Here is a 21,776-nt window from a genome sequence, read left to right on the forward strand (position 1 = left end):
CCACCCTCCTCCGCCAGGGAGGGACGGTTGGAAGTCTTCTCACCACAGTCATCGCGGGATGGAAGACCGTCGGCCGGCCGACCACCCGGCCCGCCGACGGCCGGAATGCGGCCACTCGGCGCGAGCTGCGAAAACACCCTCGCCGAGCCCTCCGCCCCGACCGGCAGCGGCAGCCCCGCCATGATCTTGACCGCCTCCGCCACGCCCAGCGGGACGCACGAGACGAGCTGCTGCGTGGCCCAGCGCCCCTTGGCCGCCTGCACCCGCCGTTCGTGCACGAAGCCCTCCGCCATCAACTGCCGCTTGGCCTTGGTGAAGGCGGACGCGCCGATCCCGCAGCGCTCCGCCGTGCGCGAGAGACATTCCCTGGCCTCGGGCGGCAGCGAGAGCTGCCAGGTCAACAGACGGCAGGCATCGGAACTGAGCCGTGGGTGTCGAATGATGGCGTTGGAGAACGCCGTATAGCCGCGCGTAGGCGCGATAAAGTGCCGGTAAATCACCGGTGGAGGTCCTGTCCACTTGTGGTCCAGGCCCTCGCGAACGGCTGCAACCGCACGCGGGGGCCGCCCCATGCGCACCCAACCCGCGGCACACCGGAGCACGTTGTCGACGCGACCGTACAACACAGAACGTTGCGTGGCATATGCGGACCGTGAGCATTACCCCTGAGGGGTTACCTCTGCGAATTCGCTGGGCGTCGAGAACCGCGTCTCCAGCAGCATGCCGAACGACTCCTCGTCGAAGATCAGGTCGTACATACCCCCGGTCATCCGGGTACCGTCGATGATCACCGTGGGAGTGCCCGGACCGCGTGGATCGTCACCGCCGGCTGCCTCGTACGCCTCCTCCGACGCGGTGACGAAGTCCTCGTACCGCATCGTTCTCACGGCGTCGTCGAACGTCTTGCTCCGCAGCCCTTCGACCCGGTCGGCCAGCGACAGCAGGGATGCCGTCGTGAAACCGCCCGCGAATTCGATCGCTCCCGCGCTCTCGAACAACACGGCGTGGTACTCGTAGAACTTGTCCGCCTCCAGCGCGGCCCGAAGGGCGTTGACCGCTCTCTTCGAACCGTCCCCACCCATCCGGTCGTCCCTGAACGAGGCCAAGGTGTACTCGGCCCGCACCTCTCCCCGGGCCAGCTTCTCGCGCAACGCCGGGCCACCGGTCGCCTCGAAGTCTTCCACGACCGGACAGCGCGGGTCCTCGTACAGCTCGACCGTGACCGCTGCGTCGGCGTCGCCCACGACGATGGTCGTACCGTCCGCCGCCAGCACCTCTTGCAGCTCTTCGGCCTTCATGGCCGGCGCCCTCGAACCACACCCCGCCAGCACGCCCACTGCTACAGCGGCCGCCAGCGCAGCGGACAGCCCTCTTACATACCTCACCTGCGGGTTCCCCTCCCCTTGACCGCGCAGAGTCTAAGCAGCCGGGCTCGCAACCCGCACGGAGTTTCCCCTCCAGATGATCCGCTGCGGTGGCGAGGTCACTCAGACCGACCTGAGTATCCGTGCTCAGGCCGCGCCCGCCTCGGGCCGCGAGGATCGGTACAGCGGCGCGGAGCAACGGCGCACCGCCTGCCGCACCAGCTTCATCTGCCGCATGACCAACGGGGGTTCAACCATGTCTCGTCGCACCGTCGTCCTGTCCGCACTCACCGCCGCGCTCCTCGTCGGCGGCGCCGGCGCGTTCGCCGTCGCCCGCACCGCGGACGAGCCGCCCGTCCTCTCGGAGAGCGCGGCCCGCTACACCGCGCCCACCGCGAAGCGGGACGGCGGCCTCGTCTTCATCACCGACGTCACCGCGCCCTCCGGCGTGAAGAGCCTCAAGGTGCTGGCCTGGCCGGAGAACGGCCCGTTCAGCAAGGACAAGCTGACCGCCGAGGACATGGCCGAAGTCGAGTCCGCCGACTGCGCCGACGCCGAGGACGACACCGTCGTCTGCACCTACGACGTCCTCCTGACCGCCGAGGACCTCACCGACTCCCCCCAGGGCACCTGGCACATCGCCACCCTCGCCACGGCCGAGAACGGCACCACCACCTTCGCCGACCGCACGGTCACCTTCACGGTGAAGTGACATCGTCCCCACCGAAGCGGCGGTGACGCGGCCCCTCCACGGGCGGCGTCACCGCGACCGGGGTTTCGAGGCCTCGGGCGTGCGGCTCAGCGGACGACCGTCGCCGAGGCCCGTGGCCGGAGCAGCGCGATGCCCTGTTCCTGTGCCGTCGGTCCGGGGCGGAGGGTCCAGGGCACCTGCCCGGTGGTGGTCAGCCATCCGTTCGCCGTCAGGCGTCCCACGACGAGCGGGCGCAGCTGAGGGCGGCGGGGAAGGTCCCAGCGCAGCGCCTTGAAGAGCTGGCCGAACGACGGCCCGTGACCGTGGTCCGCCCGGAAGGCGACGGTGAAGCGGGCGGCCTCCGGCCCGCGGTCGGGATGCGCCTCCTTCCACCCGGCGTATACGGCCGTGATGCTGTTGCGGACCTTCGCGGGCTCGGGTTGCACCATGAACGCTTCCGCGATCCGCTCCCGGGGAAGGGCGCAGAGGGCGCATCCCTCGACGCTCTGCACGTGCCGGCGCAGGGCGGGACTGGCCGCGTCTTTCCACGCCGTCCAGGCCCCCTCGTCGAACAGGAAGCCCCGCGCCTTCCCGGGGTTCGCCTGTTCCTGCTCCTCCTCGTACGGGCGCAGCCCGCACAGGTGACGTACGGCCGGGGCTAACTGGTAGCTGTCCCCGGAGAGCACCGCGAGGAACCCTCGGTCCAGCAGGTCGGCCAGCAGGAGCCGGCACGCCTGGGGGAGATGCGACGGCACCTCGCCGGGGAGTTCGGGGGAGCCGTGCGCGGCGAGGAACAGGGCGGCCAGCCGCCCGGCGGGCGGGAGCTTCTTGACCGGCTTCGCGGACAGTGTCCGCGACGTCCACCCGGACACCCGCGAACGCTTGTCCTTCCCGAACGGCAGGGGATGGTCCGGCGCCGTGCGGCTCAGCTCGGGGATCACGACGGTGCCGGCGGGGGTGGACGGGTCGTTGTCGAAGACGGCGTCGTTCAGCTCCCAGCCGAGGCCGCGCAGCGCGTCGACGGCGGCCCGGGCGTCACCGAGACGCAGCGTGGCCAGGTCCATGCCGGTGATGTGACCGGTACCGCCGCGCGCGGACCGGATGGCCGCCACGACGGCCAGGAGTTGCGCGTCGGGCCCGGGCAGCGGTAGCGACGCCACGTAGCCCAGCAGCGTGCGCGCCGCTTCACCCTGCCGGGCGGTCAGGAGGAAGGACAGGGGCTGAGGCGAGGGCCGGGCCCCGTCGGCAGGGGCGGTCGTCGTCCTTGGGGAACTGGCGGATGGCTGCGGCACATCACCTTCAGCGGGTTTCGTCGGCCCGGGGTTACCGTCCCGGCACGGCGAACCGGCTCCCCATGCCCTCAGCGGTATTCGGGCTCCTTCCGCCCGGCCCAGCCGCTTCACCATGCGTCCCTGAAACGCGAGCCTGAAGTGCCCCCGCTGTGCGGGAGGTGTTGATCAGCTGGTCAGGGCGGGGTGACGTGGTTTCCGGTTCACCGGTTCGGCCGTTCCCTGGTTGGCGAGGTGACGCCAGTCGGAGAAACCGGAATTCTCGACAGCGTTAAGGAGCCCGTCCCAGGTGACAGTGCCCGGGGCGGCCGTTAGGGGTGGTGCCCCGTCCCGCGAGGCCTTGCGTTGGCTGTGGCGGCGCTGGAGTTGCAGCGAGACTGGCGTCCTCCCTGCAGCGACCCGACGGGACGGGGTGCCGCCTCTCTAACTCCGATCTCCGCAGCCCCCGTCGGCTAGGCCGTTTCTTTCGGATCATCTCGCTGACCAGAGGAAGATCGCGGCGATGTGGAGTCCGGCGAGGTAGAAGGTGGCGGTCTTGTCGTAACGGGTGGCGAGGCCGCGCCATTGCTTGAGCCTGTTGATGCACCGCTCGACGGTGTTGCGCTGCTTGTATGCCTCGCGGTCGAAGGCCGGTGGACGGCCACCGAGCCGGCCGCGTCGCTTGCGGTTCGCGGCCTGGTCGGAGGGCGGGATCACCGCCCGGATCCCGCGCGACGCAGACGGGATCGGATCGCGCGTGACGAGTAGGCCTTGTCGGCCAGGACTACGTCCGGAGTGGTCCTGGGTCGGCCGATCGGCCGCGGCACCCGTAATTGGGCCATGACCTCGAGAAACTCGGGTGCGTCACCGGCCTGGCCAGGGGTGAGGACGAACGCCAGGGGCCGGCATCGGCTGTCCGCGGCGAGGTGGATCTTGGTGGTCAGGCCGCCGCGGGACCGTCCGAGGGCATGGTCGTCCGGCTCGCCGGCCGGGGCCTCTTTTGACGGGCCCCGGCGGCGTGCTGATGAGCGCGCACGACTGTGGAGTCGACCGAGACGATCCAGTTGAGGTCGCCTTCGGCGTCGGCCTGGGCGAGCAGGGCGGTGAAGACCTTCTCCCAGGTGCCGTCGGCGGCCCATTTCCGCAGCCGGTTGTGGGCGCCCTTCCACGATCCGAAGTGCTCGGGCAGATCCATCCACGGAGTGCCCGTGCGGTACTTGAACGCGATCGCGTCGATCACCTGCCGGTGATCACGCCACCGCCCGCCCCGCCGAGGTGTCCGGTCCGGCAGCAGCGGCTCGATCCTTGCCCACTGGGCGTCAGTCAACGACACACATCAACCAACGATCAGATGATCCGAAGGAAACGGCCTAGGTGTGCCTGATCCGCTCAGTTCTCGCGGGCCGACGGCTCGGTCACGAATGAGCCCATGCCCGTGGTGGTCACGAGCAGTCCCTCTGACCGCAGTGCGGCGATGGCTTTGCGGGCGGTCATCTTGGCGACGCCGAACTCCTGCATGACCCGGCTCTCGCTGACCAACGTGTCTGGCGGATACGTGCCGTCGGAGATGCGGCCACGGATCACCTCGGCGATCTGCTGCCAGCGAGGGTACTTCGGGTCCCAGGCCATCCCGGCTTCCTTGGTCATATGAACAACGCTAGGAGTGTGAGCCGGTGGATGGGCGTTCGGCCCCATCTCTAGAAAGTCATAGGCGGGCATAGACAGGCATGAACTGGTAGTCTCGGCGGCTCCTGCAAGTGACCCGGAGGAGCCGGCCAGGGCTCCCCCGGGATGGACCGAACGTAGGAGGTTCGGCCGTGAGGCACCTTATCCGTCTGCTCCCCGCGTTGCGGACACCCGTCCCAGCGGACCACTCGGACGTCCTGACTGCCGGGTCAGCACCCCGCCATCGCAGTTGCGCATACGATTCCTCGGCCGGTCAACGCCGATTCCAACTCTGTTCCGGGGGTGTGGCGTGAAGCTCAACGCTAATGCCGTGCGGTACCTCGGGGGCGATGCCGGACGGCAGGTCATCCTTGTCTTGGAGCCCGGCGGCGCGCTGGGGGCTCTGGCTGACCGGGTCGAGTTGGAGAGCGCCGTGCAGCTGTCAGGGCGAGCGCGGCGGCTGCTTGCGGGCGAGCCGACGGCGGATGAACTGGCCGCACTCGTCCCCTCATTGGTAACGACCCTTGACCGGGTGATCGCCGTGGCCGGGCAGGACATGGGATGAGCAGCATTCGGATGCGGCTGCAGTCATGTGATGGTTGTGCGGGATGCGTGCCGATGAAGCCATGGGAGCTCCCGTTCCTGGCAGAGCCGCGTGAGATCGCCGGCCTGCGGAGGGTCATGCGTCTTCATCTCGGCCTCTGGGGCCTGGCACATCTCGTTGACGCCGCCCAGCTCTGCGTGAGCGAGCTGGTCTCCAACGTGATCGCCCACGTGGGACAGGAAGTGCCGACCTCGCTGTTGATCTCGATGCGGGACGCCTTCTTGAGGATCGAGGTCCGCGACCCCGACGGTGGGACTTTGCCGACCCTCGACCAGGAGAGGGCAGATCCGGAAGCCGGAGAGGAGTCTGGGCGCGGACTCCTCCTGGTCTCTGCGCTCTCCTCGCGATGGGGTGTGGAGCGGCTTCCGGACGGCAAAGCCGTGTGGTGCGAGCTGGACGCAGCTCTGCCCGCAGGGCAGACGGCGCTGACCTGCAACGGCCTGTCGGCCGCGGCGTCGGCATAGCTGCAGTGCGCCTGTTCCTCACGGAGATCCCGTTGGACAGCAGGAACAGGCGCTCCCATGCGGCATGGGGACCGTCCGGCAAGCAAGCCGACTACATGGTCCCGACCGAGGGGATTGTCCTCGCGGCCATCAAGACCCGTTCGATCAGACGCTGCCGACGGAAGCCCAGCAGGCTCCGCATGACCTCGATCACCTCTCCGTCCGGGCGGACCGCCACCTGTTCGATCAGTTCGGTGACGATCTCTTCCAGCCCGGTCTCCCCGCAGGCAACGAGTGCCGCCGCTGTCTGAGCCGGCACAGCTGTGCGGCCCGTATGCCGGACCAAGCCGGCCACGTCCTCGGCCCTCCCCGTCTCAAGGCGCATCATGAGGCCGGAGAGCCCTGGCCATTCGATGTCCGGCAGTTCCGTGTCCGGCAGTTCCGCGTGGTGCCGGTCCCCATCCTGGAGGGGGACCGGCACCGACGTGTCGGCGGTCTCAACGAAATCAATGGCCGGCCTCTTGGTCATGGAGGCGGCTGCCAGCATCTCGCGCTGGCGGCGAATGTGCGCGAGCGGCCACCGGAGCGGGCGGCTGCGGCGACGGCGAACGCGGGCACGGCGGCGCACAGGCCGGTCGGCCTGAGCTGCGATGTTCGGCTGCTGGGTGCCGTTGCTCTCCGGCAGACCTGTCGCGCGTTCAACCTCGTCGGCGGCGCGGGCCTGCGCGTCCGCTAGGCCGATGGCAATACGCATCTCCTCCAGTTCTTCCGCGGTGCAGAGCGGCGCCCGTGGGGAAGCGACCTTGGTCGCAAGCATGTGCAGCCTGCGCAGCGTGTACGCCTGGATGGAACCTTTGCCGCTGAAGAGGTCCGAGATCCTCGGCTTGCTGGACTGGCACTTCTCGGCGATTTTCTCCTGAGACCACCCTTGCAGCGAGGACTTCCTGAGCTGCCGTGCGGCCTCGGCGAAGCGGCGGCGGACCGGCGATAGATCATCAGGTAGCGGTGAGTAACACCCAGGTCTCGGCATTCTTTCCCCCAAGTGGTCAGAGCTGGCCTGAGTCATTGTCAGTTCAACCACTGACAGCAGGGGAAGGGCCGGGCTGTTCCAAGGGCGTGGAACAGCCCGGCCCTTCCCCTGGCCTCTCGCATGCCTTTGAGTTGAAGCATCGAGCCGGTCGCGACAGCGTGACCTGCCGGGCTTGGTGCAGCTCCGAAGTTTGTGCACCCGAGAGGAGATGTGCGTGACGATGCCGTCCTGGGAGGACGAGAACCTGGGAACCATGAAGCGCGTGGCGCTCTGGCTCATCCAGGTCGTGGGAGTGGGTAACACCTTCACGAAGAACCAGCTGAGGGAGACCTTCCAGGGTGTCTCGCAGGTGGACCGGCGCATGCGGGACCTGCGCGACTTTGACTGGAAGATCGACACCAACCGTGAGGACATCTCCCTGGAGGCGGACGAGCACCGTTTCGTCGCCCAGGGGATCCCGGTCTGGGAACCCGGCAAGGCGACCAGGAAGACCGGCAGCACGGTGAGCGCCGCTCAGCGGCACGAGGTCCTGATGCGGGACGGCCGGATGTGCCGTTCCTGCGGCATCGGGCCCGGTGAGAAGTACGTCGGCACCGACGTCACCTCCCAGCTCGACATCGCCCGCCGTGAGGTGAAGCTGCCGGACGGGCGTACCGAGGTCCAGCTCGTCATCGAGTGCAACCGCTGCCGGATCGGCAACCGGGAGCTGACCGCCGACCTCGGCGATGTCCTGCGCCGCATCGAGCGCCTGCCGGCTATGGAGAAGAAGATCTTCTCGGCCTGGGTGGGCCAGGACGCCCGCGCCTTCAGCGAGCTGGAGGAGATCTGGGCGGACTACCGCACGCTGCCGGCCGAGGCCCGTCGGCACATCAAGGACGCCCTGTCCTGACCGTGTGACGGCGGCCCGGGGGCGGGACCCGCAGCTCCCGCCTCCGGGCCGCCGTCACCACTCCCGCCACGCCCGCACAGGGCATCGCCACCCACTTCACAGGAAGAACTTCTCACCCCATGCAGACCGACTTCGGTGTCCCGCCAAAGGCAGACGAGAACCGTGCGAACGTCGAGCGGCGACTGAAAGAAGTGCGCGACGGACAGGGCGTTCCGGAGACCCTCACCGTCGAATTCCGGGGCCAGCCTCGGCACGTTGAGGTGATCGACATGCCGGTCGATGACCTTTACTACAACCCCGGTACGCACCGCATCCGCGCGCAGCGCAGCCACGACCCCGAGCAGGACCGGCTCCTGCAGGACGCCCCATGGCGGGACGAGAGCCAGGCGTACCTGCACAAGCTCCTGAAGGCACTGCCCTCGGACCCCGCCAAGGACGACCCGAAGTTTTTCGATCTCCTGGAGAGTCTCAGGGACCACAAGCAGCTCGAGCCTGGACTGATCACCCGGGACGGGATCCTGGTCAACGGCAACACCCGTCGTGCGGCCCTCAAGGATCTGGGTGTCACAAGCATCCGCGTCGGCGTCCTTCCGGCCTCATGCACCTGGGCGGACATCCACGCCGTGGAGCTGTCGCTGCAGCTCCGCCCCGACCGGCGGCGGGAGTACTCCTACATCAACCACCTGCTAGCCCTGGACGAGCAGCTGTCCTTCGGCCGGCACGTCAGCGAGGTTGCGAAGGAGTTCCACACGACCTCGCCGGCCTGCGAGCGGGACATCTGGATCCTCAACCAGCTCCGGGATCTCATCGAACGCAGCGAGCACGGGGGCCGGAAGCTCCGGCTGATGGACTTTGAGGAGGCGAAGGAGAAGCTCTTCGAGCTCTACCGCGCCTACTCGAAGGAGCACGCCAAGAACAAGGAACAGGCAGACCTCCTCAAGGAAGCCAGGCTGGTGGCCATCACCCTTGAGTTCTCGAAGACCGATGTCCGGTTTATCGGCCCTAAGTTCCACGCGCAGTATCTCGACCAGCGACTTCCGGAGTCGGTCAAGCGGGAGACCGTCGCCCAGGCGCCGGCCGCGGTCGCCATTCCCGGGCTCAACCGGACTGTGCAGGCGGGCGGTGCTGAGCTGGCCACAGCCCGCGCGCTGACCGACTACGTACTGAAGGCCAAGGCCGTGCAAGTCGGTCACGGGGAAGAGACGTCGGCGGAGACGGTAGAAGCCGCGAAGAAGGTGGAGGAACTCAAGAGCGTTCTCGAGGAGGCTGTGGTCTTCGCCGGCAAGGACGTACGTCTGCGCAAGAAGCGGCAGGCTGCCCCGGAACGCGTGACTGATGCCTGCAAGGACCTGGAGCAGTGCATCACGGACCTCGTGATGGCCCGGGGGAACGGCAGCCTCGATGAGGGGGCCTTCGACGACGCGCTGCTCGGCCTCCGCTCGGTGCTGGGACGCCTGGCAGCCGAGGCCGGCAAGAGCATTCCCCTGCCAGCAGAAGGACTGACCTGGCTTCGCAGCGCCGCGGCCGCCGAAAGGTGATCACGGTGGACGCTTCCTCCGAACCGTCGCTCCGTCTGGGGTTCGACGCAACACGAACCCGTGTCGCGCTCCGGGCGCGAGACGGATTCCAGCAGGACTTCGCAGCACTGGCAGCCCGCATCTCTCTGAGCGGCCAGCGCAGCCAGCTGACCGCCGAGATCGATCTGGACGAGTTCTTGGTCGGGCTCAACGAGCTGGGCCAGTGGCCGCATGAAGGAGTGGTCTGGGACGACGCACTGGCCAGTCTGGTCAATGGCGTGCTCGATGACGCGGCTGCTGCCCAGCAGAACCTGACCGTACCGCCGGAAGCCGCGGACCGATTCCTGTCTGGCCCGGGAGCACTGGACGAGGTCCTGGGGGCGGACTGGGTGGCGGACCTCACTCAATTCCAGCGTCGTGACATGTCACGGCTGCTGGGACTGAGGCATGGCGCCAACTTCAGCGTCCCTGGTGCCGGGAAGACCAGAGTCGGCCTGGCTCTCTTCGCCGCGATGCGAACCCGGGGGGAGGTCCGGCGCATGCTCGTGGTGTGTCCTAAGTCAGCCTACGAGGCATGGGAGTTCGAAGCCTCCGAGTGCTTCAAGGAACCCCTTCGCACAGCTGTGATGGCGAGTAGCCCCGACGGCGGAGCGGAGCTGCTCCTTGTCAACTATGAGCGGCTCAGCCGGCACACCGCGAGCCTGGCCGCGTGGCTCCGGGCTGCCCCGTCGATGCTCGTGCTCGACGAGGCGCACCGTATGAAGCTTGGCGCGCGGGGAGCATACGGTTCTGCCTGCCTCTCCCTCGGTCCTCTGGCTCAGCGAAGGCTGATCCTCACGGGAACGCCAGCACCGAACGGCGCCCGGGACCTTGAGAGCCTGCTCTCCTTCGTCTGGCCCGGCCACGGCAAGCGGGTGGTGACGGAGGCCGTGAACGGAGGGGATCTCGCCCACGCCAGCACAGTGCTTCGTCCGCTCTTCACCCGCACGACGAAGAAGGAACTCGGGCTGCCGCCGTTCGAGCCCAGGATCCGCTACGTGGACCTGCCGCCTTACCACCGGGAGATCTACGACGCTCTGAAGGGAAACCCGTCAGCCAGGGCCGGCGACCTGGAAGCTCTGGGCAAGGCGATGCTGCGCATGCTGATGGCAGCCATCAGTCCGGCCCTGCTCGCCGAGGGCAGTACTCGGTACGAACCGCTGGCCTATCAGGTCCCCCCGTTGGAGCCGTCCGCCACCGACTCCCTTCACACGCTGATGCGGAACCTCCCGCAGCACGAGCTCTCGCCGAAGTATGAGGAGACGGTCCGGATCGTAGCCGCGAACGCGGCACTGGGACGCAAGACCCTTGTGTGGACGACGTTCGTGCGGAGTCTGACGACGCTGGAACGCCTCCTCGCGCCTTACTCTCCGGCCTCAGTGCACGGAGGGACCGATGACCGTGAGGCGGAGATCCAGCGGTTCCGAAACGACTCCGCCTGCAAGGTGCTAATCTCCAACCCGGCGACCCTGGGAGAGGGAATCAGCCTTCACCAGGTCTGCCACGACGCGGTGTACGTCGACCGGGATTTCATGGCCGGGCGTTACCTGCAGAGTCTCGACCGCATCCACCGGCTGGGCCTCGCTCCGGGAACTGAGACACGCGTCACCATCCTCGCTGCTCGCGGCACGGTGGACGAGATCGTTGCCATGCGGCTGGGGGAGAAGCTCGACTTCATGGGACGCATTCTCGACGACCCGTCGGTGCGGCAGCTCGGCGATCTCCAGGAGGACGAGCCGACCAGCATGGGCATGGATGAGGCGGACATCCGCGCCCTGCTGGCTCACCTGGACGAATAGGAGTCGACCGGGGCGGTAGGCAGGCATAACCTGACCTGCCGCTCCTGGCGGGAGCAATACCGGACGGCGCTCTGTCGGCGCAGCCGACTAAGGTGTGGGCTGAGTGTGTCCGGGTGCCTTTCATGCACCCAGCGGGCGTGCTGAGACATCAGCGCGGCCGGTTGTGTCAGTGGGCCGTGTAACCCTCTGTGACAACAGGTCGCACAGTGTGTCTGTCGCTGCATGGTTGTAAGGAGAGGGCATGGCCCGCACCAACGAACTCAGGTTCACGTCAGTCGAGATCTGCGCCGGCGCCGGAGGTCAGGCTGTCGGACTCCACAACGCCGGCTTCAAGCACCGGGCATTGATCGAGATCGACAGAGACGCCTGCCAGACACTCCGGGGCAACATCGAGACACACCCTGAGTGGTCGGGCTGCGAGGTCATCCAGGCGGACCTCAAGGAGTTCGACCCGGAGATCCTTGGCCTGCGGCGAGGCGAGCTCGACCTCCTTGCGGGGGGCGTTCCGTGCCCTCCTTTTTCTGTGGCTGGGAAGCAGCTCGGCCGGGACGATGAGCGTGACCTCTTCCCGGTGATGCTTGATCTGGTTGATTTCCTCAACCCCAAGGCCGTAATGATCGAGAATGTTCGCGGACTTCTTGATCCGAAGTTTGAAGAATACCGCTCCGAAATCCTCGCACGGCTTGAGGAAATGGAGTATGAACCTTGCTACTGGGAAATCCTGGAAGCGAAAAATTATGGCGTTCCGCAGTTGCGCCCGCGGGCGATTCTTGTGGCTCTGCGCCGTGATATTCGTCCGTATTTTGAAAACTCGAAGCCTGAACCGCGTGACGTCGTGACGGTCGGCGAAGCGCTTGAGGATTCCATGCGTGAGCGGTTCGCCAGGGTGGATGACCCCAGGGCCGAGGCGGCCTTCAAGACGTGGTTCGAGAAGGCTCAAGAAGGTGTTGCGCCGACGATTGTCGGCGGGTCCAAGAAGCACGGTGGCGCCGACCTCGGCCCGACGCGAGCCAAGCGGGCATGGGCCGCGCTCGGAGTCTGCGGGCTCGGTGTCGCGAACGAGCCTGACGAGACCAAGGATGTGGAGCGCGACCTTTTCGCTCCTGGTGGCCCCAAGCTCACCGTCACCCAGGCCGGAATCATTCAGGGATTCCCTGAGGACTGGAATTTCTCAGGACGTAAGACGGCCGCCTACCGGCAGGTCGGAAACGCCTTTCCGCCGCCTGTCGCGCAAGCCGTGGGGGAGCAGATCTATGCGGCCCTGGCGGCTGCCCAAGCGGCTCAGGTTGACTGACTGGGAGGGCACCTCCGGGTCCGCTCTGCTGCCCGGATGCGGCTCACCGTCGCTGCAATCTGCACGGCGGTCTGCTCGGCCGAGTCATGCTCCCAGAACCTGAGCACCGTCCACCCGGCCGCCTTGAGCTGCTCGTCGGTGTCCCGGTCCCGGGTGACGTTACGCAGCACCTTGTCGGACCAGTAACCGGAGTTCGTCTTCGGCGGGACGTAGTGCTCAGGGCATCCGTGCCAGTAACAGCCGTCGATGAACACGGCTACCTTGACCGGGCGGAAGACGATATCGGCGGTCCTGCGGAGGCCGGGCAGAGGCTTCGCGCCCACCCGGTACCGAAGACCCTGAGCGTGGAGCAGACTGCGCACCTGACGTTCAGGCTTGGTGTCGCGACTGCGGATGGCCTGCATGTTCCGGCGTCGTGCCGCAGAGGAAGCCCACGAACCGGCCGGGGGAACCCACTCCGCCACAGGCTCTGCCGGCTCGCCGGATGACGGTGGCTGCATGCTGCTCATTAGTCTGGGGAAGCTCCATGGATCAGGGAGGCGGCAGGTCCGTGCTGGCCGCCTCCCCCTGGTGAGTCGGCCTATGCGTCCGCGGCCGTGCTGTCTGCTCCCGCCGTGTGCTTGGGGAGCAGGGGCCCTTCCTCTTCGGGGTCGTTCTTCCCGGCGAGGACCCACTCCCTATTGTCCAGCACCACCCGGGGAGCGTCTCCGTGGTGCTGCTTCGCCGTGACTACGCGGAAGCTGACGAGCTCGCCCGGCCGGGGAACGGGCACTCCAAGCTGGCGGGCGATCTCCTGGTGTCTCTCGTAGTGCCCGACGATGAGGATGCCGTGCCGCCGCAGGACGGTACGTGCACGGCCCTTCGATTCGCGGATGCGCGCCATATAGTCGTGCTCGCGAGCGACGGTTCTCACAACGCCCCGGCTGATTCGCTTCCGCTGAACCAGCCTGAACAGTTCGTTTACCTTCCCCTGCCCTGAGGAGGGGGAGAGAACGGCATTGCGAGTCTCATCGGGAAGATGCAGAAGGATGTTCTCGGGCATTTCTGCGTGATGCCAGATCCAGGAGATCTTCTTCCGGTTCTCGGCCTTGATGGTTCCCTTCTCGTCGCGGTTGCTCTTCACGTTCAGGTCTTCGCGCCGAATCCGGACGAGCCCCGCGCTCCAGAGCGTCTTTCGGTCGTCGGCCCAGACGACAAGACATAGGTGTCCGATAGCCTCAGGAGGGATCATCCAGCCGCCGAAGCTCTGCGAATACTTGCAGTCGACTTCGATACCTGCGATCTGGTAGTCCATCTTCTCGCCATTGGCGAAGTCGAACTCCCGTTGCAGGTTGATCTCGACGAGCGTTCCGGCGTGCGTCTTCTCGGTCTTGTAAAGGTCGCTCCAGTCGTAGCGGCCGGTAGCCTCGCCGTTGAGGAGTTGATCGATGGTCTCGCGGAGTACGCGCGCGAACCGCTCGCCCTTGGGGTCCAGCGCCAAGATCCGGTTCCGGACCTTCAACAGTTCGGCATCGTCTGCCACCGCTGCTGACTGAGCGATATTTTCGGCGGCGAAGATGTCGTCATCGAATGGCAGCAAAGTTTCCCCCCGGAAATCTGGTGCACGGCCTGGTCATGTGCCGGTGCATCGGCGAGAAGTCTGCCCCTGGGAGCGTCTGCGGAGCAAGCCATGATCTCGGTGGGTCGGAGCTTCGGTTCCACCTCGAACGGCGGCTTGTCCGCCCACTCGGTCAGAGCCCCTGCCGCGGACTCGCGCGCTTCACCGTCGGCGGCCACCTCCTCCAGGAGAGCGCGCTCAGCTTTCGGCAGGGCCAGCTGCCGGTAGGACTGGAGGCCCTTGAATCCGTTGACGGCGACGTCGTGACTGGTGGCCTGCTGCGCGGGAGCCCCGGCCAGCCGCGCGTCGAGGACCCACGGGTGGAAGATCACCAGGCAGGCGGGAGGCGCAGGCCGCGGACGGCCCTGAGCTGTGAGGAGTGGGAGAGGAAGTTGCAGGCCGGCCGGCGTCTCGTCGCGCTCTGCGAGGCGGTGCTGGACCACCATGCGGAGACCGCGCCGCGGTCCTTCGTCACGGACCGGCTCCCGGACCCCTCCGGTGCCCTGGTAGTCGGCTGTGCGCTGCAGTTGGCGGACGACGACGGTGCCCGCGCCTGGTGGCAGTACGCGGCAGCGGCGGACGAGGGTCTTTCCCCGTACCGCCTCCATCTGCAGCACCAGAAGTACAGGGAGGGCAAGGTCGCGGGCTGGTGGCTGGCGCGATGCGAGGTCGACCGGTGGACCATGCGCGGGAAGCTCGCTCAGGGGCCCTGGCACGGCTTCGGCAGTGTCACGTTTGCCGGGCATCTGCTCCTCCTCGCCGCGGCGTTCCGTCTCCATGCCGAGCCAGAGGACGGACACGTGATCACGACCGGTGAGAACAGGCCGGTCATGCCCGTGGTCCGCCGAGTCCGGTCAGCCGCTCCGCTCGGCGTCGGCGTTGACGTCGGTATCGGCGTCGGCGAGGTGGGCGCGAGCGAGTAGCGCTGCCTGGGTCATGCGCCCGCGGCCCTCGGTGCGGAAGCCGAGGGCCAGGCGGTAGAGCTCCGGGAACTGGTAGCGGCCGTCGGGGGTGCGCGACAGGGCGCCCCAGCGCTCGAGTCGCCGGGCGGCCTGCAGCGTGAGGCCCACGTCCGAGGCGCGGAAGGGGGACGGCTCCTGGGCAGCGTGGGCGGCCAAGTCCTGCAGATGGTGCCAGACCTGCGGAGACTGCTGTCGGATCTCCGCGATCTTGGCGGTACCGCACTCGGCCAGCGCCTGACGCATGGCCGCCGGGGACAGCACCCGGTCCCCGGACCTGACGTCCGCTCCGGACGCCACCGTAGCCTCGTGCAGGAAGCGCACGACGTCGCGTGGCTGGACGCGCTCACGGGCGTCTGCGAGGGCGGAGGAGAACCACCGGTCCGTCCACGCCTCACGGGAGCCGTCGGATCCCATACGCAAGCCCCACAGGGGCAGGAGGCAGCGGACGATCTCCTCCTCGTCCAAGGCGTCGACCAGGCCCTCCGGGGGTGGAACGGCGTCGGCACGGGCCGCCAGCCACAACACGAATCTCAGCGCTTCCTCGGCGGTCCACTGCAGCTCGTAGGGGGAGGCGCGCCGTGACGGCTTGGTGTCCCGGTTGGACGGACGGCTGACCGTGCTCTCCGGGCGGGGAGAGTGGCGGCTGAAGACCACCAGCCCCAAAGAGCGCCTGCGGAACCTGCGCAGCGCCAGGGGAACATCGTGCAGCAGACTGTGCAGGGCGGTGGCCCGGACAGCTGTCTCGGTGTCGGGGGCGATGGCGTTCAGCCACTCGTCCACACCGTCGATGACGAACAGCGCCTCGCGGTGGATCAGGAAATCGAGCCCGTGCACATCGTCGGGGGCGCCTGCCGCGATGGTGAGGCAGTCCAGCCAGCGGTCCCGCCAGAAGCGTGTGCTTCCGGCCGACGCATGTGTGGTGGACGCATCGAGAAGCGCGCGAATCCGGTCGCGGCGTTCCGGTCCGGTGGGTGGGTGCTCCCACAGGTTGTCCAGGTACAGGGACTCTGCGTCGGCGTGACGCGAATCAGCGTCCCAGATGCTGTCCGGCGCGTCAGGTGAGGCGAGCACCGGCACGATGGGAGCGGTTCCCCGGACGCGCTCCCCGGTGGTCCAGGCGAACGTGTCCCAGGTACCCGCCGAGCACATCCTGGCGAAGGTGAACGTCTTGCCCGTGCCCGGTCCGCCGGTGACCACGGCGATCGGCAGGTCGGTGCGATGGTCGGCCACGAGCCTGCGGGTGGCCTCGACAGTGAAGAAGTCGCTGTCCGGGGCGGGATGGAACGCACCGCCTTCGAGGAGTCCGCCGGTGAACTCGGCCAGAGACGTGCGCCGGTGAAGGAGGACCTCCGGATCCTCGGCGGGACGGTCCGGTGCCAGCATGGAGCTGGGCGCGAACTCGGCCACCAGGCGCGGCAGTGCGCAGTGGCGGATCACGTCCGTCACCTCGTCCCAGCTCTCCGGCAGCGCGAGCAACTCCTCGCGGAACGGGCTCAGGACCGGCTCCGTCAGCACCTGCTCGTCCACTGCCAAACGCTCGTCCCCGTGCGGGTCCTCCGCAGGGTTGCCGACGGCCGACGGGAGGGCGATGGCGGAGGAGAGGGCGTCGCTGAGGAGAGCGCGCGCATCGTCGGCGTGGCCGTCGTGGAGGTCCAGGCGGTACTGGGTGATGATCGCGCCCGGTGCGGGGTCGGTGCCGGCGAGGGCGGGGGCATGGGTGCCCACCTGATGGATCATCGTCTCGGTGCCATGCACGGACTGGCTGCTGATGGTTGAGACGAAGACCCGGGTGACCCGCGGGTCCAGCAGGACAGGGGCGGAGAGTTCCGATGCGCCCGCGCGGAGGTCCAGCACGACGACGTCGGCCTCGGCGGCGACGGCGAGCGCGGCGAGGGACTCGGTGAGGAAGTAGGGGGAGCGATCCTCGGTCAGCAGGTCGGAGGGGCCGATGCGGGGCGGGCCGAGGGCGGTGCGGCGGCTGGACGGAAGGATGGTGACCCGGCCCTCCCCGGCATGGCGGGACACCTCCTGATTGGGGAGGTAGGCGGCCGCGATCTGCACGGCCTCGGTGGGGTCGCCGTCCGGGGAGGCGTGGAGGAGGGCGAGGACGTCGTCGTACGCGATGTCGCAGCGGCCGCCCTGTGCCTGGTACATCCAGGTGATCCCGGGCGCCTCGAGGTCCGCGTCGACCAGGAGCACGTGCTGGCCGCGGGAGGCCAGCAGGTCGGCGAGCGCGACGGCATGCAGGGTGCGGCCGACGCCGCCCTTGAAGGAGTGGAAGGCGATGACCTGGCGGCCGCCCGTGAATCCGGCGGCGGGGCGGGGCAGCGGCTCGCTCAGTGCGGACGTGAGCCGGCGCTCGTTCAGCCGGGGGCGGCGGGGTACCTCCTGAGCGTCCTCGGTCTCTGCCAGCCGGACCGGGAGACTACGCGGGCTGTGGGACGCGGGGCGGTCCAGAAGGAGTTCCAGGCCCTCCTCGCCGTCCACTGCGGACTCGAGGCCGAACTGGAGGTCCAGGAACTCCCGGACCTCCGCGACGCCAGTGCCAGGATGCACGGACAGCTCCAGGCCGTCCCACCAGGCGTCGGCTTCCAGCAACCAGTGCGGCCACTCGCCGTCGACTGCGGCCTCCGCCAGGCGGGAGTCGACGTCGACCCAGGTGAACAGCTTGTCGGCCACGCCGCTCAGCCTCCTTTCGTGGCTTGCCCCACCAGTTGTTTCAGCGCTTCGAGCGCCGCCTTCTGATGATCGTCGTCCAGCTTCGCACCATAGCGCCACGCTTCGTGGAGCTCCTGGCTTTCGATCCAGCTGTTGTCCTTGTGGCGGCGGCAGCGGAGCGGGTCCGCGCTGGTTGTGGGGTCACGCAGGTTGAGTTCCTTGGCGAGCCTGCGGAGATTGTGGCTGCGTAGGTCTTTGGGGAGCTGGGCGGTGGACATGAAATGAGAGCGCCGCCGCATCACCTCGGCCTTCAGAGCGCACTCGGCGGCGTAGAAGTACAGCAACCCGCAGACCGCGCCGTCCCCTGCATTCTCGGCGGCCCGCGCCTGCTTGAGAAGTCTGTCCCGGCTGGAGCGGAGCTCCCCGGCCCCCACGTCGACCATCCTTCCAGCGTAGGGGCGGAAGACGGGCGGTGAGAGGGAGTTGAGGGAAACCAGGCTGGTGGGGTGCATGAGCAGTGGCGCGGGCAAGGTGGTCTCGTGCAGGCTGCATCCCAGGCCGGGGCGGCCCGGCATGCGCGACAGCCATGTCGGCGGGCCGATGCTGTGGCCGGACGCCGAACCGTGGCCGGTCTGCGACGAGCCTCACCAGCCCGAGACCGAGGGATACGCCCCGGACGAGATCCGCGCCGCGCGGGCCGCGGGTGCGTGGCCGCAGAGGCGGCCGTGGCGTGGTGCCGGAACGCCGGGGGCGGACGGGCCGGTGCCCCTCGTGGGACTGGCCCAGTTCTTCCGCCGGGACATCCCGGGCCTGAGCTCCGGGCCCGACGGCGCCGACCTGGTGCAGCTCTTCCGCTGCCCCTTCACCCACAGCCCCTACCTGGAGCGCCGCTACCGCCTCCGGTGGCGGCGGGCCGCGGAGGCCGAGCGCGCGGAGCGCTTCCTAGTCGCTCCGCCCGAGGCACCCCAGCTGCGGTGGGAGGACGAGCTCCCCGAGCCGTGCGTCCTGCACCCCGAGGAGGTGGACACCTACCCCTGGGCGGAGGACGACACCCTGCCCGCCCCGCTGATCGCGCGCATCGACGCGTGGGACGACGCCCAGGCGGAGGCACTCGGCTCCGAGGCCCCCAGCTACCAGTACGACCTGTCGATTCCACCTGGCTGGCGGGTCGGCGGCTACCCCAGCTGGGCGTCGACGGGCCCGATGACCATCGACTGCGCGTCCTGCGCAGCCCCGATGCGACTGCTGCTGACCGCAGACAGCGGCGAGATGGACGCCGGCTCGCACAGCTGGGTGCCGCTGGAGGACCGTGACCCGGACCTGCACGGCATCGCCTCGGTCCGGGGCGGTCGGTCCGTCGGCTCGCCCACGCGGCTGCGCTTCGGACGGGACCGTGACCTGCACGTCTTCACCTGCCCGTCCGACCCGGCACACCCGCCCCGATGGGTGCTCGCCTAGGTGGCCTCTGCGGGCTCACTGGAGGATGTCTGCATGCCGACCTACGTCCACCGCGTCACCAAGTACGACCCAGCCGACCGCGACGAGCACGGGAGCTACGAGGGCCCGGAGGACACGGTCAGCGACCGCGGTGAGGTCGAGGCGGCATACCTGCGGGCGGTCGCCGCGTTCGCCGAGGACACCGGTGTCGACCGTCTGGTCGTGCGCGAACCCGGGGTGGCGACCTGCGTGCACTTCGGCCTCGAGCCGACGGTGGAAGGCTACGGTCTGGACGGCCTCTTCCCGTCCGGGCTGGGGGACTTCCACGACGGCGTCGAGGTGTCGCTCGACACCGGCCTGGAACTGGTGCGGGCCATGCTCCGCGACAACGGCGCCTGGTGCAGGCTGGAGGTCGACGACATCTTTGCCGTGCATGTGGGGTGGGACCAGTACCTCTACATCAGCAGCAGCGTGCCCTGCACGGAGGCCGTGGCCCGGACGCGCGCACTCGGCCTCTTCCCCGAGCCGCTGCACTGCTCGCCCTACGCGTTCGAGGACGACGAAGAAGGGGTGCAGCGGCCCGGCGACGACGAGTTCTGGACCTGTCTGCGCCAGGCCGTGTGCGCGGGTGAGGCCGGGGTGCTGGAGGAGACGTACGCCGACGGGGCCACACGATGGCACCGGCTCACCCCGGACACCCTCGCCACGGTCCGCGCCGGGCTGGCACCGCGCGCACGCGTGGAGGTGTGGCCTCCCCTGTCGCCCGACGTCACGTCGGTGCTGGAAGGCCTGTCGGCCGACGATTACGTCGAAGGGGTCTGGCAGGACGACGCCGGACGCCTCCACAGCGCGTGGGTCGACGAGGAATGCTTCCCGCAGCTCGTCGCAGCGATCTCCCGGGCGCGGGCGGCCGCGCTGATGTCCGTCGTCGCCGACGAGCGGATGCCGTTGATGACCGCCGTCATGCCGGACGGCGACGGCGTCCTGCGGGCCCGCTGGCGGACGACGCCCACGCCGGACGACCGGCTGTGGGCTCTCCGCCGCGACGCCCGGGAGAACTCAGCCGACTGACGGCGCCTGGGAGGCCTCGGTCCGCGTGAACGCGTGGCTCCGTTCCACCTTCGCGATGTGCAGCGTGTAGTTCTCGTACCACTGGGCGCGCCCACGCTCCTGCGCCGAGCGGTGCTCGGCGTGGGAGCGCCACCGGGTGAGGGCGTCGGCGTCGCGGAAGTACCCGACGGTGATGCTCAGCCCGCCGGGGGTCTTCGCATGGTCCATGCCGAGGAAGCCGGGGACCTCCTTCACCAGCTCCTCCATGCGTGCGCTGGTCTCGCCGTAGCCGTCCTCGTCGGTGGTGCGGACCGAGGTGAAGACGGCTACGTAGTAAGGGGGGTCGAAGGCTTCGACGGGGGTGACGGTGGCGTCCTGGTGATCACTCATGCCGGTCACGCTAGGGCCGGTTCTCCCCGTCATCCAGCGTCTTTTCCCAACGGGAGGGGGAAGGGATCCGAGTCTTTACCCAGGTCTTTACCCAGGCGGGACACAGTTGCCCGGCTCGTACGACGAGGTCGGATCCCGCCGCACGACGGGTCGCAGGACGGGATCGATCTCGGCCAGTGTCTCGTGCAGCAGACGTGCTCCCCGGGCGACGCGTTCGTCGGCGTCGGCCTCCATCTCCTCGCAGATGCGGAGGGCCTCGTCCAGGTCCTGCGCGAAGACGCCGAAGACGTCGAAGACGGCGGCGTAGAGGTGATCGGCATGGTCGTCGTCCGCGATCGGCAGCGCGGACGCGACGATCGCCAGTCCTGCCCTGTCGTTGCGTCGGAGCAGGGCCTCCGCGGTGTGCTGGGTGACGAAGGTGTCGCGAGGGTCGAGCACGAGTGCCAGCAGTGGCTCGACGGCCTCGGGCATCTCCGCGAACCCTGCCAGGCCGTGCCCGGCGTCCGCCCGGTCGCGCCAGTCGTCGCTCCGCCCGAGTTCGCCGAGCGTCACGACGACCGCCCGCCGCAGGTCACTGTCCACCGAGCCTGTCCGCCTCTCCCTCGACCCGTCTCGCATTGTCGTCGAGGCGGGCCGAGGGCGCTCGCGGGGGGACGGGCGAGGCCGGTGCTCAGTCGTGGGCCGCCGCCCCGAACCCTTCGGGGGCGCGGTCGAGGAACACGGTGATGGAGCTGATCCGGCCGTCCTCGTCGAGGGCGATCACGTCCGTGCCCGTGGCGAAGGGAGTGCCGGCGTCGCCCGCGCCTCCGGTGAGGAGCTCCCACTCGAGGCGGGCGCGGTCGTGGTGGAGCTGGGGCTGCTCGCGCATCCGGAGCGCGGTCTCGCCCATGTGGGAGAGGAACTGCTCCCGGAAGTCCAGCAGCGCCTGCGCGCCCTGGAGGACGCCGATGTGCGCGCGGTACTCGACGCCGGGGGTGAACACCTGCTGCGCGAGCCGGTTCGCGTCGTCCGGGGAGGGGGCGTTCCAGAAGCGCAGGTAGGGATCCAGCAGGGCGGCGCCCTCGGGGGTGGCGTCGGCG

General features: G+C 68.6%; 21 protein-coding genes and 2 pseudogenes. 10 read left to right on the forward strand and 13 right to left on the reverse strand.

Going from position 1 to position 21,776, the window contains the following annotated elements:
- Window positions 1-500: pseudogene (locus ACOV8S_RS19075) on the reverse strand (hypothetical protein); the annotation flags it as partial.
- Between the two features lie 159 nt (window positions 501-659).
- Window positions 660-1,298 (reverse strand): DsbA family protein, encoded by a 639-nt coding sequence (locus tag ACOV8S_RS19080; protein ID WP_448319014.1) that lies wholly within the window; start codon window positions 1,296-1,298, stop codon window positions 660-662.
- A gap of 322 nt (window positions 1,299-1,620) precedes the next feature.
- On the opposite strand from ACOV8S_RS19080, the gene ACOV8S_RS19085 reads away from it, so the two are divergent.
- The gene (locus ACOV8S_RS19085; RefSeq protein ID WP_448319015.1) at window positions 1,621-2,076 is read left to right on the forward strand and encodes a DUF5707 domain-containing protein; all 456 of its coding nucleotides are present in this window, start codon (window positions 1,621-1,623) and stop codon (window positions 2,074-2,076) included.
- A gap of 86 nt (window positions 2,077-2,162) precedes the next feature.
- Here the strand turns inward: ACOV8S_RS19085 and ACOV8S_RS19090 are convergent, their stop codons facing one another.
- From ACOV8S_RS19090 to ACOV8S_RS19100, 3 genes and pseudogenes are all read right to left on the reverse strand, one after another.
- Complete coding sequence (locus tag ACOV8S_RS19090) at window positions 2,163-3,215, reverse strand: hypothetical protein (protein ID WP_448319016.1); 1,053 nt, start codon at window positions 3,213-3,215, stop codon at window positions 2,163-2,165.
- Between the two features lie 600 nt (window positions 3,216-3,815).
- A pseudogene (locus tag ACOV8S_RS19095) lies at window positions 3,816-4,656 on the reverse strand (IS5 family transposase).
- Window positions 4,657-4,712: 56 nt separating this feature from the next.
- On the reverse strand, window positions 4,713-4,970 hold the full coding sequence (locus tag ACOV8S_RS19100; RefSeq protein ID WP_448319017.1) for a GntR family transcriptional regulator: 258 nt from the start codon (window positions 4,968-4,970) through the stop codon (window positions 4,713-4,715).
- Between the two features lie 328 nt (window positions 4,971-5,298).
- Here ACOV8S_RS19100 and ACOV8S_RS19105 point away from each other — a divergent pair, with 328 nt between their 5' ends.
- Window positions 5,299-5,553: a hypothetical protein gene (locus tag ACOV8S_RS19105; protein WP_448319018.1), complete on the forward strand. Its 255-nt coding sequence runs from the start codon at window positions 5,299-5,301 to the stop codon at window positions 5,551-5,553.
- Window positions 5,550-6,056, forward strand: coding sequence for an ATP-binding protein (locus ACOV8S_RS19110; protein ID WP_448319019.1), 507 nt, complete (start codon window positions 5,550-5,552; stop codon window positions 6,054-6,056). The genes ACOV8S_RS19105 and ACOV8S_RS19110 overlap by 4 nt, the downstream gene beginning before the upstream one ends.
- 91 nt (window positions 6,057-6,147) lie before the next feature.
- Here the strand turns inward: ACOV8S_RS19110 and ACOV8S_RS19115 are convergent, their stop codons facing one another.
- Complete coding sequence (locus ACOV8S_RS19115; RefSeq protein WP_448319020.1) at window positions 6,148-7,116, reverse strand: helix-turn-helix domain-containing protein; 969 nt, start codon at window positions 7,114-7,116, stop codon at window positions 6,148-6,150.
- Window positions 7,117-7,285: 169 nt separating this feature from the next.
- Here ACOV8S_RS19115 and ACOV8S_RS19120 point away from each other — a divergent pair, with 169 nt between their 5' ends.
- From ACOV8S_RS19120 to ACOV8S_RS19135, 4 genes are all read left to right on the forward strand, one after another.
- The gene (locus ACOV8S_RS19120) at window positions 7,286-7,954 is read left to right on the forward strand and encodes a hypothetical protein (RefSeq protein WP_448319452.1); all 669 of its coding nucleotides are present in this window, start codon (window positions 7,286-7,288) and stop codon (window positions 7,952-7,954) included.
- Window positions 7,955-8,073: 119 nt separating this feature from the next.
- Window positions 8,074-9,492: a transcriptional regulator gene (locus ACOV8S_RS19125; protein ID WP_448319021.1), complete on the forward strand. Its 1,419-nt coding sequence runs from the start codon at window positions 8,074-8,076 to the stop codon at window positions 9,490-9,492.
- 5 nt (window positions 9,493-9,497) lie between these two features.
- A complete protein-coding gene (locus ACOV8S_RS19130; protein ID WP_448319022.1) occupies window positions 9,498-11,309 on the forward strand; it encodes a DEAD/DEAH box helicase in 1,812 nt (603 codons plus the stop codon).
- A 241-nt stretch (window positions 11,310-11,550) separates the two neighbouring features.
- Window positions 11,551-12,603 (forward strand): DNA cytosine methyltransferase, encoded by a 1,053-nt coding sequence (locus tag ACOV8S_RS19135; RefSeq protein ID WP_448319023.1) that lies wholly within the window; start codon window positions 11,551-11,553, stop codon window positions 12,601-12,603.
- On the opposite strand, the gene ACOV8S_RS19140 is transcribed toward ACOV8S_RS19135, so the two are convergent.
- A complete protein-coding gene (locus tag ACOV8S_RS19140; protein ID WP_448319454.1) occupies window positions 12,591-13,103 on the reverse strand; it encodes a very short patch repair endonuclease in 513 nt (170 codons plus the stop codon). The genes ACOV8S_RS19135 and ACOV8S_RS19140 overlap by 13 nt on opposite strands.
- Window positions 13,104-13,183: 80 nt before the next feature.
- Window positions 13,184-14,125, reverse strand: coding sequence for a NaeI family type II restriction endonuclease (locus tag ACOV8S_RS19145; protein ID WP_448319024.1), 942 nt, complete (start codon window positions 14,123-14,125; stop codon window positions 13,184-13,186).
- Window positions 14,126-14,172: 47 nt separating this feature from the next.
- On the opposite strand from ACOV8S_RS19145, the gene ACOV8S_RS19150 reads away from it, so the two are divergent.
- Window positions 14,173-15,123: a hypothetical protein gene (locus ACOV8S_RS19150; protein WP_448319025.1), complete on the forward strand. Its 951-nt coding sequence runs from the start codon at window positions 14,173-14,175 to the stop codon at window positions 15,121-15,123.
- Here the strand turns inward: ACOV8S_RS19150 and ACOV8S_RS19155 are convergent.
- Both ACOV8S_RS19155 and ACOV8S_RS19160 read right to left on the reverse strand, forming a co-directional pair.
- The gene (locus ACOV8S_RS19155) at window positions 15,055-17,841 is read right to left on the reverse strand and encodes a KGGVGR-motif variant AAA ATPase (protein ID WP_448319026.1); all 2,787 of its coding nucleotides are present in this window, start codon (window positions 17,839-17,841) and stop codon (window positions 15,055-15,057) included. The two genes, ACOV8S_RS19150 and ACOV8S_RS19155, sit on opposite strands and share 69 nt — an antisense overlap.
- A 5-nt stretch (window positions 17,842-17,846) precedes the next feature.
- Entirely contained in the window at window positions 17,847-18,263 is a 417-nt protein-coding gene (locus ACOV8S_RS19160) for a hypothetical protein (protein ID WP_448319027.1), read from the reverse strand.
- Window positions 18,264-18,393: 130 nt separating this feature from the next.
- On the opposite strand from ACOV8S_RS19160, the gene ACOV8S_RS19165 reads away from it, so the two are divergent.
- Complete coding sequence (locus ACOV8S_RS19165) at window positions 18,394-19,278, forward strand: hypothetical protein (protein ID WP_448319028.1); 885 nt, start codon at window positions 18,394-18,396, stop codon at window positions 19,276-19,278.
- 33 nt (window positions 19,279-19,311) lie between these two features.
- Window positions 19,312-20,328 (forward strand): RNA-binding protein, encoded by a 1,017-nt coding sequence (locus ACOV8S_RS19170; protein WP_448319029.1) that lies wholly within the window; start codon window positions 19,312-19,314, stop codon window positions 20,326-20,328.
- On the opposite strand, the gene ACOV8S_RS19175 is transcribed toward ACOV8S_RS19170, so the two are convergent.
- From ACOV8S_RS19175 to ACOV8S_RS19185, 3 genes are all read right to left on the reverse strand, one after another.
- Window positions 20,317-20,697: an antibiotic biosynthesis monooxygenase family protein gene (locus ACOV8S_RS19175; protein ID WP_448319030.1), complete on the reverse strand. Its 381-nt coding sequence runs from the start codon at window positions 20,695-20,697 to the stop codon at window positions 20,317-20,319. The two genes, ACOV8S_RS19170 and ACOV8S_RS19175, sit on opposite strands and share 12 nt — an antisense overlap.
- Window positions 20,698-20,784: 87 nt before the next feature.
- The gene (locus ACOV8S_RS19180; RefSeq protein ID WP_448319031.1) at window positions 20,785-21,279 is read right to left on the reverse strand and encodes a hypothetical protein; all 495 of its coding nucleotides are present in this window, start codon (window positions 21,277-21,279) and stop codon (window positions 20,785-20,787) included.
- Window positions 21,280-21,367: 88 nt separating this feature from the next.
- Window positions 21,368-21,776: nuclear transport factor 2 family protein (locus ACOV8S_RS19185; RefSeq protein ID WP_448319032.1), on the reverse strand; the 409-nt coding region annotated here is incomplete at its 5' end.

The sequence above is a fragment of the Streptomyces sp. CO7 genome (genome assembly GCF_053474865.1).

What these genes read in the sequence shown, in the direction of transcription:
- ACOV8S_RS19120 (WP_448319452.1), top strand. Translation starts at nt 7,286, where the DNA reads ATGCCGTCCTGGGAGGACGAGAACCTGGGAACCATGAAGCGCGTGGCG.
- ACOV8S_RS19170 (WP_448319029.1), top strand. Translation starts at nt 19,312, where the DNA reads ATGCCGACCTACGTCCACCGCGTCACCAAGTACGACCCAGCCGACCGC.
- ACOV8S_RS19160 (WP_448319027.1), bottom strand. Translation starts at nt 18,263, where the DNA reads ATGGTCGACGTGGGGGCCGGGGAGCTCCGCTCCAGCCGGGACAGACTT.
- ACOV8S_RS19150 (WP_448319025.1), top strand. Translation starts at nt 14,173, where the DNA reads ATGGCAGCAAAGTTTCCCCCCGGAAATCTGGTGCACGGCCTGGTCATG.
- ACOV8S_RS19100 (WP_448319017.1), bottom strand. Translation starts at nt 4,970, where the DNA reads ATGACCAAGGAAGCCGGGATGGCCTGGGACCCGAAGTACCCTCGCTGG.
- ACOV8S_RS19110 (WP_448319019.1), top strand. Translation starts at nt 5,550, where the DNA reads ATGAGCAGCATTCGGATGCGGCTGCAGTCATGTGATGGTTGTGCGGGA.
- ACOV8S_RS19135 (WP_448319023.1), top strand. Translation starts at nt 11,551, where the DNA reads ATGGCCCGCACCAACGAACTCAGGTTCACGTCAGTCGAGATCTGCGCC.
- ACOV8S_RS19125 (WP_448319021.1), top strand. Translation starts at nt 8,074, where the DNA reads ATGCAGACCGACTTCGGTGTCCCGCCAAAGGCAGACGAGAACCGTGCG.
- ACOV8S_RS19085 (WP_448319015.1), top strand. Translation starts at nt 1,621, where the DNA reads ATGTCTCGTCGCACCGTCGTCCTGTCCGCACTCACCGCCGCGCTCCTC.
- ACOV8S_RS19165 (WP_448319028.1), top strand. Translation starts at nt 18,394, where the DNA reads ATGCGCGACAGCCATGTCGGCGGGCCGATGCTGTGGCCGGACGCCGAA.
- ACOV8S_RS19140 (WP_448319454.1), bottom strand. Translation starts at nt 13,103, where the DNA reads ATGCAGCCACCGTCATCCGGCGAGCCGGCAGAGCCTGTGGCGGAGTGG.
- ACOV8S_RS19080 (WP_448319014.1), bottom strand. Translation starts at nt 1,298, where the DNA reads ATGAAGGCCGAAGAGCTGCAAGAGGTGCTGGCGGCGGACGGTACGACC.
- ACOV8S_RS19175 (WP_448319030.1), bottom strand. Translation starts at nt 20,697, where the DNA reads ATGAGTGATCACCAGGACGCCACCGTCACCCCCGTCGAAGCCTTCGAC.